Genomic DNA, 15,770 nt, shown 5'->3' with positions numbered 1-15,770 from the left:
TGGGGGGGGCTTTAGTGCTGGTTTACATGCCCCCAGATCAGCGTTTGGTTGCCCCCTAGTTTGGAAAAAGACAATGGGCGGCGCGAGGCCGCGAAATCTTCGGCCAAAGGATCTGATGTCAGGCTCAGGTAGGCCTCCAACCACGCCAAATGGTGTTTCTTCAGCTCTGCGCTCCCATCAAAAAAGGACTGCACATGCCCGGTAATCGCCTCAGTCTGCGCACCTGTTTCCAGATCAGACAGGGCAAAATGCACCGCACGCTCCAATGCCCCATCGCATTGTTCGACTAATGAAGTGCCCTGCTGCTGCAGCAATTTGATGGACGTGACTAAGGGGCTCAGAGCATACAGCTGATAGTGAAGCGCGAATTTTTCACGGCTCATTTCCTGTGGCAGGCTTCCATCTGGGTTGACAGAACACAAAACGTAAGTTGTCGACCAAATGGCCCAAGACCGCATGACCGGGTCATTGTTCAGCTCAGAGGTTGCTGCAGCGGCCAGCCCGGCCCAGGCACGCAAATTCCCCGCGGCAGCCCCCCTTGGAGCGATTTCCCAAAACCGCATTTGTTCTCCGACACGGCGGGAAAGCCAATCCCCCACGGCCTCTCGCTTGTCTGCATCGGTGGCATAATGCGCCGCTTGGGCTGCGACGATCGCAAGACCGGCCAGACGGGCTCCGATGGTCAACTGAGTCGTTTGCGTCCCAAGATCAGACAACGCATCTGCCTCAGCCCAGACTGCCATTTGCGGTATCAGGCAGTCGGCCAGATCCGGCCTTTGATCGGCGTCGGACTTCAGCATGGTCTCAACCCCGGCAGAAAGATCACGCAGGAAATCATCCAGTGGCTTCAGCAAAGCCTTGGTTTCCGCCTGCACCTCTTTGTTCAGTGTCGCACGGCTGGCGTCACTGCCCTCATATCTGCTTTGAATGGACAGGCTTTGAACTGGCGGCGGCGCTGGGGCGCAAATTGGCTCCTCGGTCGCTGTGGCCGGGTCGGCACCACACATCATCAACAAAAACAGCCCCATGACCAGCGCGCCGGCTTGCTGGGATTTAAAAGCGTCATTTCCCATAGAAAGCCCCTATCAATTGCGCCAATCCGGCGGCCCGTGGGTGCCCCAGGCTTTCAGCGCGCGCCAGCCAATCCAGCGCCGCAGATTTATTGCTTTGTGTCCCCAGACCAAAACCCAATGCAAAACCCAGCTCGACCATCGCGTCGTCATATCCGCCTTCAGCCGCCTTTTTCAGCCACTGTGTTGATTGGCTCAGATCATCAGGGGTCTTGGCGTTATCCCGCAAATACATCGCGTATTCAAACCGCGTTCTGTTGTCCCCGGCATTGGCTGCATTGCGCAAGACGGCCGTCATATCCCAGCGCTGATCAACCAGCGCACGCACATCTTTATGGGCTGTGCGATAGCTGGACATCACCCAAATCAGCTCTTCGTCACGGGCGACATTCAGAATAGACATCAAATGATGCGCTGCGGCCCGCGCATCAAATCCGGGCAAATCAGGGTTCCCGGTCAAGCGATACCGGCGCATATCCGCATTGGGCTCACCCTCGGTCAGATTGCGCGCGACGACCTGCCGAACATTCGGGGCAGATCCTGCATCAAACAGGTCGACCTGATTGTCAGTCAGCTTCAGTTTCGACAGCAAATGCCCGCCGTCAAAATCCAGCACCACGTTCCGCCAATGATAAACCATTTGCGGATCCTGGCGCAGAGCATAGGCATCGCCCATTTCATCAGCGTCTTTGTTTTCGCAGCCCATCAAGGATGCTGCGCGGTCAAAATAGTCATCCACCCGGCTTTCAGGCAAAAATGGAATGGCAAATATCAAACCAAGGAAATCGCCACGCTCTTCGATCACATCCTTGAATTCATCATAAATTATGGCCGCACTGGCGGCATAGTCTTCCGGGCTGGTGCTTTTCGCCAAGAGCCGCGATTTCAACCGGATAGAGGCCCCTTCGCCACGGTTCCCGGCAATAGTCAGCATCTTGATGATGTCTTTTGCCACCTCAGGCTCTCGGGCTTGATCTTCCAGCAAGGCAACCGACAAATCCAAAGCGGAGGTTACGCCGTTGTTCAAATAAACCCTGCGGAAAAACTCAATCGCCAGCGCGCGTTCTGCCGGCGTTCTGGCGAGCTCCATTTCCATCCGCACAAAGGTTTCCAATGCCTTGTCGGATGGCGAAATCCGCTTGGCCCAGAGCCGCAGCGCGGCCTCCGAGGTCAGCGGATTAGACTGCATAAGCTGCGCCAACTCTGCGCGTGCCTGCGTCCGCCCTTGCAGGGCCTGTGTCTGAATTTTCGCCAGGATCTCGGGGGACCGAAACGGGCTCAGCGTCACAATATCGCTAGCCGACACCTGCGCTGCGACATGTCCCGTAGCAGCATAGTTGCGCGCCCACAGATCGGCAGGGCCCTTTCGCGGTGCATCATTCACCTGGCAGCGATTAAAGCCCCTCTAGACGCCGCATGGAACTGGCCATGCCAAAACGTGAGACGGTATCAAGCAACAGGTTTTCTGCCCGGTTGATCCGCACCGGATCATCGCGGTACCGGATCAGCAACCCCGCCAGCATCTGCATCCCGGTTTCGTCGCGACGGGCAACCGCAACTTCAAGCAGCTTCATGGCCTCAGCCTCGCCGGCCCAGCGCCCTTTGCGCGAGATCACCTCTTTGGCAAGGTCTGCAAAGACAAAACCCGGCGCCTCGGGCATGGTCGAGAGTTCACGTAAATATTGCAGGCGAAGGCTGTCTTTATTGACAACGACATCATTCTTTCGCACCCCAAGATCGAAATACGGGATGATAGAGTTTTGGACCCGTCGGCGGTCCTGGCTGAAGTTGAAGCCTAAAATCTCTTCGATTTCTTGTGCCGGGATCAGGCCACTGGCCAACAACTGGCTGGTGATCCGATCATCCGGCGACAGTCCCAGTTGCGCAGCACGGCGCAAATAGATCCGCATTTCATCCAGGTTTTTGCGATCCGCATCAGCGTTCAGGTGGTATTCCACGACGCGCCATGCCGCCTCTACGCCCCCCATATCGGCAGCAAACTTGCGCCAGGCATAGGCAATATCTGGATTGGCAACCACAAGATCACCCTTGAGATACTCCTGGGCAATGCGCTCGGCGCGCTTGCAAACACTCGGGGTCAGCTCGCCCAGCAAGCCACCGAAGGCCAGGGTGACCGTCAGGTCCAGCGGGGCGTCCCAGCCTTCGAGCATTTCACCACGCATTTGCATACGGGCGATTTCCGTCAAAGCGCGGGCATTGCCACCATAGGCCGCCTCACGCAACATCTCCTGAGCAAAAGGCAGGTCAGCAGGCACCAGAATGCCATCGCGGTAATACCGGGCGAGTATCAGGCGCTGATTGTTGGACAACTCATCCGCGCGCGGGCGCAACTGCCCGATCAAATTCCTGTCGCGTAGCTCATCGAGACGTCTGGCTTTGAGATGCAGCACCACTCGGGAAAACTCTTCACCCACCCCGGAGAAGGTTTCATCCAGCTGCGCGCGGCGGGTAATCAGCGCGTCAATAAAATCAAACCAGCGATCCGCATCCTGCCGCTGAAGCCGATTGATGTCCCGTATCAGGAAATTCAGACGCAATTCGTCGGTTAGATCGAGATCCCCCAGCCCATGTTCTGTATGAACCTCTCCTTCACGCGCGCCAGGTGCATTGCACAAGTCACGTTCCGCAATATAGGGGGGTAAAAATTCAACCGCCAAAGGGCGTGCCTGAAGACCAAAAGGCATCAGGGCACAAAACAGGCCGATACTCAGTCCAGAGATCTTACGAAACATCAGTTTGCCTCCTTTTGCAGGCAGGCAGTCAGGGTCGGACTGCGGCCATACGAGCCGCCCAATTGGATGTCGACATGGCTGGCCCCACCGGGCCAAAATCCAGACATCGGCATATAGAACCGCCCTGCCAGGACCTGATCCTGCGAGCGATAGATCGTTCGGGCCCGTACTTGCTTGGCCGTATCGGTAAATATAAACCGGGCCGCCCAGGCCTGCCCACCGTCATTGTCGAAATACAAAGTATAGGGTTTGGCTTGATCAAGTCTGCTCAGATCGGCTTGGTAAAGCTTGCGATCCTTATTATACTGCAACGGCAGGGGAACCTCGCAACTTGGGCCCGCAGCAGTGATCAGCTCCCGCATCGGCTGGTCGCCAAATTCACCCAGATTTTGCCAAATCGGCTGTTCCCAGAGAAGAAACGCAGGCCTGTTTTCCTGAAACTGCTGCGAGGTCAAATATGCGGTCATCGCTGCCAAAGATCCGCCTTTTGCAAGGCTATACTGGCCAACAGACAGGCCGGTGGCTTGTTGCAGATGATGGGTGAAACCCTGTGCCCCATCCCCCAGAGCAGCTGAACTGACAACCGCAACCTGCATAGGGGTGGCACCGCTGAACAGATCCTGAGGGGCGCTGCCCTGACGCATCAATACCTGGTCACGGACCAGAACAGGCAAGTCCTTTTGACAATGCTCTTGCAGATCCAGCCGCATATCTGAATGCATCGAGACCTTGCCGCTCACCCCTGTGAGAAACACCGATTTTGGCAGGTTCGCGTAAGAGGGTGACTCAGTTATCCCCTTTGCCACCGCCTGCGCCAGGGCCCGCATCCCATGCAAATTCAGCCGCGGATCAGGCCCATAGTAGACGGGCGCCTCCGTCGCAGCACGCGCCAATACATGCCGCGCATTGAGCGCACGCACCCGATGCCGACTCAGACGCTCAATGTTTTCGTCGTAAACGGTGGCGGCAATATCAGCATCATCCCCCAGATCTGTCGCTGACCACGGCAGGTTTTGCGGCTGGCCCAACGCTTTGGTCGGTGTTGGCAGATAGATCAAAGTTGTGCCCTGCGCTGCAAGCACATCAGACAACCTCGCCAGGTCCTGGGCATTTTCCCTGGTGATTTCATGCGACATCATCAAATCGGGCGTCGTGAGATAAAACATGCCCTCACTGCCTTCGACACTGGGGGTGGTTGCGGAATTCATCAGCCCAAAGCAGGCAAATTCCGACCCCTGCGCTGCAAAAGGTGCCCAACATAATGCAAGCATCAGCCCCGCGATCCGAGCCCTGGCGCCGCACATCATTTCTTTGACCATTTGACCTGTCATAAGCTAGCCCCCGCTACCCGTAATCTCGTTAGTTATCTATCTGCGGCGTAGTTCTTTTCCAGCAGCACCATCAGGTTTTGCGCCGATGTCATGACGCCTAGATGAGACGACGCCTGGGCGCGCTTCAGTAGAGCCCTGGCCTGGTTTTGCTGCGTTTTGGTTAAGTCTGCTTGCTCCAAAAGGACCATAGCCATGCGCAATTCAACCATGCGATCCCCGTTGCGTTGGCTTTGCTCAAGAATCCTGTCCCGCGTGCTTTCGCTCAGCTCGCCAAACAGCCGACCCGTGCCATTGAATGCAACAACAGCGTCCAGAGCCAGTGAATTTCCGGCCCAGGCTTATGGGTAAAGCACTTGAATGTATTTACGAAGACGCGGGCGCGGTTCTGTATTGCGGTCAAGACGCTTCATCGCCTTGATCATGTCGGGCAATGTCCAGACCCGACCCGTCTCAACCGCGATAGCGCTGTAATACGCGACATCTGAGGGCGCGCGCTCTGCAGCACCAGACGCGATCAAGCGGCGCACATAAATCTGGGCCGCCAGGCCATCACCGGCCTCGCTCAGTTTTATCAGATTGGCGTCACTGACTGGCTGGTGTGCATGCATTTGTTTGCGCGCGACAACCAACGACGGGGACAGCCCCCGCATACTGCGCCGATCCGGCGTAACAATGACACCAATCCGCGAGGCTTCGATATCGCTAGAAAACGGCAACGGGATGCTTTGTGCAGATGCAGCCCCTGCGCAAAGCACAGACAAACCTAGGAGAAGAATACGCCCTGTCATGGTCATGGCTCGCAGTCAGCCAGGCTGGCCTGAGGAGGGAATTGCGCCGCGCTGGCAGAGATCATCATGGGAACAGCGCCGCGCAGATTTGTAGCAACCGCCCGGTTGTGAAAGACTATGTCGCCCTCAATCAACCGGGGCAGCTGATCTGACAGATCATTCCCCACCAGCATCACCTGCGCGCCGGTGGCTGTGGACAGCCCGGATTTGTTTTGGCGCAGGATATTGTCTGACACATAGGTCACCGCATGCCTGGATTGATTTGAAACCCAAATTCCGGCACTGCGGCTTCCGCTAATCCTGTTGGCCTGAACTGTTATTTGATTGCTGGCGCGAATATCGACGCCTTTCTGGCGACTGTTCAGGATCACATTTTGGCGCACAACGCTGCAGTGCGATTTGGAAATCTTGATCGCGCCGCCACCACGCCGCCAAATCACGTTTCCCGACACCTCAACATGATTGCTTTGTCCCTGCACCAAGATGCCAGAGCGATCGCCTTGCAACAGGACATTGCCAGTCAGCCTGCTGTGGTTCGAGCCGCGCAAAACCCGAATGGCATTTGTCGGGCTTTCGCCAAAGAACAAGTTCCCCTGCACCCGGGTTCGCGGAGACGTCGACAGCAACAGAGCATTGTTGCGCATGTTAGAGAACTGATTTCCAGAGATTTCGGCCCGGGAAATTCCGCTCAGGGACAGGGTGAGAACTTTGTCAAAGTAACTGTCTGTAATCCGCGTTTCGCCCAGAGAGGGTAAAAGCGGGTGATCCACGACCGACAGGCCGGAAAACTTAGGCGTATTGCCAAATCCAAGCCCTTGAAACACCGCCCTGTCCATCTGCAGGGCACCGCCACCGCCAATGGTGAAAAACGGAACAAAATCCTTGCTGGCAGGAGGCGCATCGCCAACGACGCTGACACGGCTGCCATTGATGTCGACACGACCAAGACTGATGATAAAGGCTCCGTCGCTGCGGCTCAGTTGAATGTGATCCTCTGGCCCCAACTGCAGCACCGTGTCATCCCAAAGAATGATTGGCACCCGCAACGTGTTATCCCACTTCTGCATCTGCGCCCGCGGAATGATCTGCGCCAGGCTGGCACGGATATGATCCATGGTCACCAGCCCGGAGCGAAAGGTCAGTGCCTCGGTGCGCCCATTGGGGTGGGCGTTCAGAATATCAATATTGTCTTCCCCGCCATGCACCTGCGTCAACAGGGCCAGGGCTGTGCGAAAGCCTTCCGCGGTTGCGGTTGCCATTTGGGTTGGGGTGTCAGTGGGTTTTTTTGAAATACCCGTGTTTTGGCCCGGATAGGGCAGATCAGGGGTCAGGCCCGTCAGACCCGCACGCTGCATCAGCTCTCCCAGAGAGAAACGCCCGGCTGCGCTGTCCAGGGTCAAAACATCAGAAAAGTCAGAGAGCTGCTGATCCAGCTCCACCAGGGCAGAGTCGGGCCCAGCCCACGAGGGGCCGGGCACCACAAGTGAGGCGCACAACATCAACACAGCCATAAAGGCCGGGATCTCTTTTTGCCCCTGCTCGCTAGCCATTGATCACTATCGGTCCGCAGTCTGCGCTTGCATCCGCATTTTCAAGTGTCACAAACAACAGTTCCGCTTTGGTATCGCCACTGTTGAGAATGCGAACCTTGCCGGTCTCGTCTGCATAAACACGCCCCCCCTCCACTGCTGTCTTGCTCCAGCCGGGGCCAGACGCATGAGCGGAGCCCTTCACAACGATGACAAGTTGGCTGCGCGGGCCACGGTCGAGCAGAACTGTCCGGCCCACTTCAATTTCGGCGGTACCAAGGTGGAACCGGTTTGTTTCAACCAATCCTTCCAGCTCATCTTGTTTGTGGAACGGCACCATGGCGGGGCTCAAAGCTGCGTGAACCTCTGTCTCGGTGCGTCGGCTTGCCTTTAGCTGTTCAACAACGGCTTTGACGTTCTGGGTTTCATCCATTTTTGCCACAAGCAGTGCATCAGGTGTGTCGATAACGATGATATCAGTCAGGCCGACAACACTGACCAACCGGTTTTCCGTACGCACCATTGTATTTACAGAATCCAGCGCAATAACGTCGCCTTGCAGCACGTTGCCATCTTTGTCGGGCTGCGAAATATTGTACATCGCCAACCAGCTGCCAACGTCGTTCCACGATACATTCAACGGCGCCAAAGCAATGCGGTCAGTTTGTTCAAACACGACGCTTTCAGTTGGCTCAGCTGCCGCTTCGATAAAATCAGCCTCGTTGAGATACAGCGCCTCTGGCGTCTCAGAGCCATGCTCACGGACGCAATCACATGCGCTGCAGTCTCTGGATCAAATTTCTGGTATTCTTCGATGATCGTTTTGGCTGAGAACATCGACAATCCGGAAGCCCAATACGCGGCCTGACTGTCAATCAGGGCCTGAGCCTCGTCCTGAGGTGGTTTTTCAACAAATCCGCCTACCTGTCGAACCGGGTCAAACCCAGCCAGGGGACCGGCGTCAGTGATATAGCCAAACCCGGTTTCTGCATAGCGTGGGGGATACCGCAGGGTGATGATGTGACCCGCCTGCGCCGCAGGAATGCAAGATTCGATTGTTTCGCTCAAAGGACCTTCAATCACATGATCCGCAGGGACCACCACAAACAGGGCATCCGGATCTTGGCGCGCAATCGCATAGGCAGCCGCCAAAACGGCAGGACCAGTATTGCGTCCAACTGGTTCGCAAATGATCTGCGCCCTGGACTGAATTTCACGCAACTGTTTCACCACGGTCCCCCGATGAATGGCACCGGTGACAATGACAGGATCATGATAGATCGCCCCGCGATGGCGCTGCACCGCAACCTGGAAGAAGGTCACCGAATCGGGGCCACTGACTTTTTGAAACTGTTTGGGGCTTTCGGTCCGTGACAAAGGCCAAAGGCGGGTGCCCTTGCCGCCGCAAATGATCAGTGGGTAGATCGTGCTCATTACAATTGCCTTTCTCTTTAATCTCAAAGGCCCATCAGGCCCTTCGACAACCGCAGCCTTGCGGATTTGCCGATATCCTTTGTTGATAGGGCACCATCTGCAGAAACAAGCTCGACAGGGACAAAGAGGTCACCACGCAGGCTTGCTGCGGTAGTGGCCTCACTGGCGATAACCTCGACGGGAATACGTCTCCCATCGTTGAGATCCATGTGGACCCGGTCTCCGTTCATCGCCCGATTAAGCCCTTCTATGCTCATCAACGTTTGTGCTCTGATTAAAGAAGTATTAACGAAAATTGTCAGAATTAAGTCGGTTTGAAGGACAGTTGAGCCTTCTGAAATTCCTTTTGTAACAACGGCTTCGCAGTCACAAGGCATCATGAAATTCAGCGCGTTGCCAGTATTGGCGTTAACCGAATACAGCACCTCACCTTCGGCCGCGTTAGGATTTAGGTAAGAAATTTGCCCGGCTGCGGTCGCGCGCATTTTTTGGCCGGCCTGCTCAACGAACACCGGATGCATCTCATAGGCAGTTGTATAGCGTTTGAGCAGCACTCCAGTCGCAAAAACGATGAGCAAAACCGACAAGGCAGCCACACCAATTGACCGCACACGCCTCACAAGTGAATGCCCCGCGGCCTCACCTTTTGGTTTGGGGGGCGGGTCGGCCCGGTATAGCTGATCATGCCGTCAGGGGTTACAAAGCCCCCGCCGATATGGCTGTTCAAGATGTAGCGCAGCTGCGGCAAGTGATCCCCGGTGGGGTTGGTGAATTGAAAGACCGATTTGCCCTGCACGTCTTCGCTGATCACCGTAATTTCGGGGCGCAACGTCAGAATAAAACTCTCGAAAGTGAAGTTGATTATCGCAATATGCCGCGTGCCATTGCCCAGCATCCGGCCTTCGTCTGCCTGTGCATGGATCTGCATAAGCGAAATGCTTTCACCGGTATAACGCTGGCCGGCCACGGTCAGCGAAAACGGCACTTTCAACAGCGGGTGCTCATCATCATAGCCAAAATCTACCGGCAAGGATTGCGCCTGTCTGGGACCTGGCTTTGGTTGCGGCTGAGATCCAGGATGCGCCGCCTCGGGCCCGGCTTCCGGCGCAACGGATTCGTTTGTTCCATAGTTGTAAGTCATGCTCGGGCTACGCTGCACAAGCGGACGCCATTCTCCCGCTCTTGGCTCGGGCTGATCAACTCTGTCAGAGGGTGCCGGTCGAAAAACATCGTTTGCCATCAGGTTACCTCGTCGTGCCTATTCGAATGTGTTCAGAAAAATGATGGCTATGGTCAGCCATGACAGGGCGAGCGCGTGATGGGCAAAAGATTCCCATGCTTTAACGCGGTCGTACAATGCCATGGACTTGCCCGAACCGCCGCTGCCTTGCCGCGTCCATTTCTGTTTATCCAGTCGAAACAGAACAAAAGTTTTGATGATCGCCCCAACAATTTGACCGAAATACAGGATCGGCGGATGCGTGATAGGGAACCATTCTTTGTTAAACAGGGCGATGAAGATACAAAACATGTATCGGGTCACCAGAACCCAAGCGATATAAAGCGGGATCACCGACGGTGAGACTGTGATCGCCGCGACAATTACAGAAATCGGACCAACAAGCGTCGTCCACATTGATAGCCGCTGATCGAGGATTGACCACCAGGTGAACACCCCAATCTTGCGGGGATCCTCACGCAGTGCCCGCCCGTTGGTCCGCATCATATTTCCGAACCAGCGGATCATCAGCGTTTTGGCGCTGTCGTAAAAGGTGTCGCGCGGCTGGTCTTCAGCAGATTGCGACTGGATGTCAGGCATATAGGCCATTTGATAGCCATTGCGCAGCAACCAGTACCAGGTCGATTTATCATCCCCAGTCAGAAAGTTCACCCGACCAAGGCGCCAGTGATCAAGAAAGTCAAAACCAACGCCTTTGATAAAGCCCGGATTTGTCGCAAGTGCGGCGCGGAACACAGACATACGCCCGGTCAGAGTCAGCACCCTGTTGCCCAGACCCATGGAGCACATCATCACCTGACGCTGGTTAAAGCGCAGGGTAAACCAGTCCTTGAACAGGTTTTGTTTATCGATGATCGCGGCCTCATCGGTGGTGAGGGCGCCCATGCGCGGATCTGAGAAAAACGGCGCAGCCTGTGCCCAGATATCCACCGGCACCACTGTGTCGCCGTCGACAAACACCATAATGTCATCTTTGGTTGGGGCCTTGTCCGCCAAAATGCGCAGCGCTTTTTCCATAGCGTCACGTTTGCCACTGGATTTGATCCGGTCGATGACCAGTTGGACATTGGTCATATCGAACCTGGAAGACGCATAAAGCTGCTGGATCAGACGCTCATCTTTGCCGTCCACAACCGAGGCCACAATCGTCGCGCCATCCCGGGCTTTCGATGCGGCCTCGAAAAGCCGACGATAGACCATGATCGTCACTTCGTTGTCCACCATATAGGTAGTCACCATAAAGTAGCAGTGCGATTTAACCTTGCTGCCCCAAAAGCGCGTGTTGTGGCGCCGCTTCCAGATTGGATAGGCAATACGGCGAAAACAGACCGCCCGGGCAAAGTTGGTCAGCGCCCAAGTATAGCGCCAGGTCCCCAGGAATCCGATGATAAACACCGCATTGGAGGCATGATGCAGCTCCCCCAGGAAACCCTGGGGGATAAGGGACACCAACAGATAGATGACCGCAAAATACGCCGTATGAGTGAGAACCATTACCATTGCGCTATTACCAGCAAATGCCTTCATAGTTTTTATCCGACACCATATCGCGATGCAGTCGGGTCAGATCGACAACGATCTGGGTTTTGGCCGCCTCTCGAAGCGTCTCAATGGTCTCGTTATAGTAGTTGCCCACCAAAACCGCGCCAGCATCGTTGATCAGCTTATCGAGATCGCCCACCAGCCGACTTTCGAGGTTCGGCACAGTTTCGTTGCCGCGCCCCGCCCCGGGCGTACCGCTGTCATATGCTTCTTTGACGAAGGGGTCGTAGATATTGACCTCGATGCCTTTGTCGATCAGGCGGGCCGCAAGGCTGATTAGGGGGCTTTCGCGCAGATCATCAGTGCCCGGTTTAAAGCTGATACCAACAAAGCCAACTGTCGTAGCGCCGCTCTTTTCAACCATGGCCTCAGCCTTGGCGATTTGCGCTTCGTTGGCCTCCAGAACAGCATTCAACAAATGCGCCGGTGTATCGTTCTGGCTGGCGAGGTGGCGCAACGCGCGCACGTCTTTCGGCAGGCATGATCCGCCAAAAGCAAAACCAGGGCGCATGAAATAGGGCGACATCGCTGCCTTTTTATCACTGCACAGGATTTCCATAACGCTTTGACCGTCAATGCCGCAGGACTTGGCGATATTGCCGATCTCATTGGCAAATGTCACCTTGACCGCGCGCCAGGTATTTGAGGTGTATTTCACCATCTCTGCGGTGCGAATATCGACCTTGTTGACGGCACAGGGCATGTCTTTGTTCAGATCTGCCAGAAACGCGCCGGTGGGCTCATCCATAAAGCCAAACACCACCAGGCCGGGATCATAACTGTCAGCAATGGCAGTGCTTTCACGCAGAAACTCCGGGTAATACCCGACACCAAAACCAACCCCAGCCTTTTTGCCAGACGTTTGCTCCAACACCGGGATGCAGGCGCCTTCGGTGCTGCCCGGCACAATGGTCGAGCGGATCACAACCGAATGATAAACGTCCTTTTCGCGCAGTGCCTTACCTATGTCTTCGCAGACGCTGGTGACATAGGACAGCCCAACTGATCCGTCAGCCGCCGAAGGTGTGCCGACACAGACAAAAGACATATCCGTTTCGTGAACCGCTTTGCCAAAATCGCTGGTTGCGCGCAGCTTGCCTTTGGCCACCATGTCGCGGACAAGATCATCGATCCCTTCCTCAACAATGGGGGACATGCCCGCATTGATTGCATCAATTTTACTCTGATCCACATCAACTGCAATGACGTCATGACCGTCCTGCGCAAGACACGCAGCGGAAACCACACCAACATAGCCAATGCCAAAGACACTGATCCTTGCCATATCGTTCTGCCTCTCAATTTCGGCGCCATCTGATGCAGCGCTCGACTTGGAATGTAAGGACGAGAAACAAAATTGGACAAGCGGCAGGCATTTTCGCCGTTAACTTTTTGTTAACTGTGCCCCGTCCGCTACAGTTTATTTCAAATTTTTTACTTACTGTTTTACCGCCTATAGCGATACGTATTTTCTGATTTCACACTTAAAATCAAAGACTAACCACATATTGCGGCATCACAAATTGCAGAACATTTTCGAACATCTGCAGGACTCAGGACCGTCAAAGACGCGGGCGATCAATGCCGCGAATGGGCCGGACTGTACCTCGTGCCCGCGTCTTCTTAACGGGTTGGAGCCAAGCGATTCTTAATCCACGCAGCGGAATCGCAGATATGTTGAGCCCGGGAACGACACAAACGATTCTATCGTGCAGCCAATCTCAAAGACCGCGACGTCTGTTTTGAACACCAGGCCCCCACCCGCCGCGCGCTCCGCAGTGTAAGCGCGTCCCCGAAAACCGGACACTGACGCAAGCTGCGGACTACCAGCCGTTAATGCTCAACTTAAGAGTGAGTAGGTTTGGCGAAACGGAAGCAATCTCACCCAGACCTCAAAGCCAAGGCGACGCCAGACGCGTTCAAAGGCGAGGAGACTGTCAGCAATGTGCGGCACTCTCTGTATACCAGTTCTCAACGAAGCGCTCCGTTTCGTCCGACATCGTCCGGCGCTAAATTTCACGACAGAACCCGAATGGCTCGCATCGCCAGGAAACAGTACTCAAAGGCTGTTCGCTTTGTTTCCAATCGGCAAATTTGACCCGCTTGGCTCTGGGTGTCTATTGTCCAATTGTGTGTCAAAAACTCGCCATAACGGGGCTTTTCGCCCCATTTCCGTCGTATTTCACTTTAAACTCTATTGCTCGAACCACGAATTAGCGGGCACAAATGATTTGAAGCGAATGAAGGTGTTTTCCTGCCACGATGACCCTTGCAGCGCTGGACCTCACGGTCCTGATGACGGTTTTTTCGCCAGCTGGCTGCACAGCACCCGGAAAAGCCCCCGCTGATGACGTAAATCGTGCCGCCTCTGATCGCAATGACTTAGGAGCTGCCCCTATGTGTTCAAACGTTCATACGATTGCCAAATCTGGCCACAAGACGATCGAGATGGTCGACAATACCGTGGTGAAAATCATCCCCAAGGATGGCAAGCGCTTTTCCAGTAATGTGCATGCCTACCGAGAGGGCAACGATCTGGTGCTGTGCTATGCTGATGGTACCGCAGTCACGATTTCCAATCTGTGACAGCCTCTAAAATTGTAGCTTGAGCAAATGGAAGGCTCGCAGGAATGCGGGCCTTTGTCTTTTGTCTCTGCGGGCCTCTATCTATCTCTGTTTTCCGGCTTGGTCGCGCATTTCAGAACCAACCGGACAAGGCCACGTTGCCCACAGCAAATTCATCTTAGTGCACGACCAATGTCGGCTCGGGATTTGAGCAGGCAGTCGGGTAGGCCCGTTGCGCGAGTGCAGATAAACATTAGGCCTTCGAAAAGAAATCTTGCGGGTAAAACCCGCTGGCACAGATCACGCTTGCCAAAGGCTACGACACAGGAACACCTGCCAAAGGGCAATTCTCAACACTGATATCTCGCAATCAGCCCCAATACAGCATCTTTGCAAAGCCGGTTGCTGAAGGTCAGCTGTGTGGATGGGGCGGATGGCTCCTGCATCAAGCGGCGTCGCATTGCGCCATAGTGCAGTTGCCATGAACTGCTTATAAGAGGAGCCACCCAATGGGGGTTACAACAATCGTTCTCGATTTGGCCAAGACCGTTTGTCAGGCGGGCGAACTGATCAAGCTGGGACATGACGTCAAGCTGATCGCACCGGCTTATGTGAAGCCAAACGTCAAACGTGGCAAGTCAGATGCCATTGATGCTGCAGCTATTTGCGAAGCGGTCAGCCCTCTCAAGTCTTTCGCTCTGAGCACAGAATGGGGAGACGTCCTTCTTCAGTGCCGCACTGTATTCTGGCCAGTTCTTCGTCTTGTAGATAGGTTGTGCCGGTTGTCCCATGGCTCTCGACTATCACATCCAGTCTGAGGGATTAGTCTTCGTCACCATTTTGTGCACAAAAGCCGACAGAAGGAAAACGAATAGGTTTTCAAGGTTCCTTAATCCGTTCTGTGCTTTAACCAAAGCGGTATATGCCAGTTGCAAGTGTGTCGATCTTTGCGGAAAGGGTCGTTTAAGGGGGATCGTTTTTGCCAGCACCTATCACGCCAGAACGGCTTCCTTTAGCATGGTCGCTTGTCGGTGTGCTGTTTGGTTCCCTGTTTCCAATCGGCGCATTGCTTTTCGACGCCTATGTTCTGGAAAGATCATATGGATCCTTCCCGGATATACTGAAAACAAACCCGTTACATTTCATCATCTTGCTGGCACCTCTGATTCTTGGAGCAACGTTTTGGTTCATTGGAACTTTTCAAAGAAAACTACACAACACCATTGCAGAATTAAGAAATTCTGAGCAGGAACAATGGCGACTTGCACATCATGATATCCTGACGGGTCTCGGTAATCGGCTCAAGATGTTATCCGAAATATGCGACGCACGCACCAACTCTACCGGTCAACCGATCATTTTGATGGACCTGGACAAATTCAAAGCGCTGAACGACTCCTATGGTCACGATTTTGGCGACTCCGTGCTTTGTTATTTCAGCCGTTCGTTGCGCAAAGTTATGCCGTCAGGAACCCAGCTTTACCGGCTGGGCGGGGATGATTTTTTGGCGTTTTTTCC

15 protein-coding genes and 1 pseudogene are annotated in these 15,770 nt (G+C 54.7%); 3 read left to right on the top strand and 13 right to left on the bottom strand.

Going from position 1 to position 15,770, the window contains the following annotated elements:
* Positions 1–11: 11 nt before the first annotated feature.
* From B4968_RS11420 to B4968_RS11365, 13 genes are all read right to left on the bottom strand, one after another.
* Positions 12–1,073 carry an alginate lyase family protein gene (locus tag B4968_RS11420; protein ID WP_083099184.1) on the bottom strand — a complete coding sequence of 354 codons (1,062 nt, stop codon included), beginning with the start codon at positions 1,071–1,073 and terminating at the stop codon, positions 12–14.
* Positions 1,063–2,376 carry a tetratricopeptide repeat protein gene (locus B4968_RS11415; protein ID WP_139792766.1) on the bottom strand — a complete coding sequence of 438 codons (1,314 nt, stop codon included), beginning with the start codon at positions 2,374–2,376 and terminating at the stop codon, positions 1,063–1,065. Before B4968_RS11415 ends, B4968_RS11420 begins: the two co-directional genes overlap by 11 nt.
* An 88-nt stretch (positions 2,377–2,464) precedes the next feature.
* Complete coding sequence (locus B4968_RS11410; RefSeq protein ID WP_083099181.1) at positions 2,465–3,823, bottom strand: tetratricopeptide repeat protein; 1,359 nt, start codon at positions 3,821–3,823, stop codon at positions 2,465–2,467.
* On the bottom strand, positions 3,823–5,142 hold the full coding sequence (locus tag B4968_RS11405) for an alginate O-acetyltransferase AlgX-related protein (protein WP_161492581.1): 1,320 nt from the start codon (positions 5,140–5,142) through the stop codon (positions 3,823–3,825). The genes B4968_RS11410 and B4968_RS11405 overlap by 1 nt, the downstream gene beginning before the upstream one ends.
* A 44-nt stretch (positions 5,143–5,186) precedes the next feature.
* The gene (locus B4968_RS23505) at positions 5,187–5,363 is read right to left on the bottom strand and encodes a hypothetical protein (RefSeq protein WP_161492580.1); all 177 of its coding nucleotides are present in this window, start codon (positions 5,361–5,363) and stop codon (positions 5,187–5,189) included.
* A 129-nt stretch (positions 5,364–5,492) separates the two neighbouring features.
* The gene (locus B4968_RS11400; RefSeq protein WP_139792764.1) at positions 5,493–5,870 is read right to left on the bottom strand and encodes a hypothetical protein; all 378 of its coding nucleotides are present in this window, start codon (positions 5,868–5,870) and stop codon (positions 5,493–5,495) included.
* Positions 5,871–5,944: 74 nt separating this feature from the next.
* A complete protein-coding gene (locus B4968_RS11395; protein WP_083099175.1) occupies positions 5,945–7,492 on the bottom strand; it encodes a right-handed parallel beta-helix repeat-containing protein in 1,548 nt (515 codons plus the stop codon).
* The gene (locus tag B4968_RS11390) at positions 7,485–8,072 is read right to left on the bottom strand and encodes a hypothetical protein (RefSeq protein ID WP_083099173.1); all 588 of its coding nucleotides are present in this window, start codon (positions 8,070–8,072) and stop codon (positions 7,485–7,487) included. Before B4968_RS11390 ends, B4968_RS11395 begins: the two co-directional genes overlap by 8 nt.
* A gap of 35 nt (positions 8,073–8,107) precedes the next feature.
* Positions 8,108–8,905, bottom strand: coding sequence for a sugar phosphate nucleotidyltransferase (locus B4968_RS11385; protein WP_083099171.1), 798 nt, complete (start codon positions 8,903–8,905; stop codon positions 8,108–8,110).
* A 23-nt stretch (positions 8,906–8,928) separates the two neighbouring features.
* Entirely contained in the window at positions 8,929–9,501 is a 573-nt protein-coding gene (locus B4968_RS11380; protein WP_139792761.1) for a hypothetical protein, read from the bottom strand.
* 20 nt (positions 9,502–9,521) lie between these two features.
* Positions 9,522–9,935, bottom strand: a complete 414-nt coding sequence (locus B4968_RS11375) for a hypothetical protein (RefSeq protein WP_139792759.1) — start codon at positions 9,933–9,935, stop codon at positions 9,522–9,524.
* Positions 9,936–10,163: 228 nt separating this feature from the next.
* Positions 10,164–11,645: a glycosyltransferase gene (locus B4968_RS11370; RefSeq protein WP_241525690.1), complete on the bottom strand. Its 1,482-nt coding sequence runs from the start codon at positions 11,643–11,645 to the stop codon at positions 10,164–10,166.
* Positions 11,646–11,652: 7 nt separating this feature from the next.
* A complete protein-coding gene (locus B4968_RS11365) occupies positions 11,653–12,972 on the bottom strand; it encodes a nucleotide sugar dehydrogenase (protein WP_083099163.1) in 1,320 nt (439 codons plus the stop codon).
* A 1,112-nt stretch (positions 12,973–14,084) separates the two neighbouring features.
* On the opposite strand from B4968_RS11365, the gene B4968_RS23075 reads away from it, so the two are divergent.
* From B4968_RS23075 to B4968_RS23065, 3 genes and pseudogenes are all read left to right on the top strand, one after another.
* The gene (locus tag B4968_RS23075; RefSeq protein ID WP_139792757.1) at positions 14,085–14,273 is read left to right on the top strand and encodes a hypothetical protein; all 189 of its coding nucleotides are present in this window, start codon (positions 14,085–14,087) and stop codon (positions 14,271–14,273) included.
* A gap of 536 nt (positions 14,274–14,809) precedes the next feature.
* A pseudogene (locus tag B4968_RS26145) lies at positions 14,810–14,932 on the top strand (IS110 family transposase); the annotation flags it as partial.
* A 299-nt stretch (positions 14,933–15,231) separates the two neighbouring features.
* A partial coding sequence (locus B4968_RS23065) for a GGDEF domain-containing protein (RefSeq protein WP_139792755.1) occupies positions 15,232–15,770 on the top strand: 539 nt, incomplete at its 3' end.

This window comes from Pseudophaeobacter leonis (assembly GCF_002087335.1).
GTDB classification, from domain to species: Bacteria; Pseudomonadota; Alphaproteobacteria; order Rhodobacterales; family Rhodobacteraceae; genus Pseudophaeobacter; species Pseudophaeobacter leonis.
The sequence above is the reverse complement of the archived record's forward strand: the minus strand, read 5'-3'. Positions and strand labels throughout refer to the sequence as shown.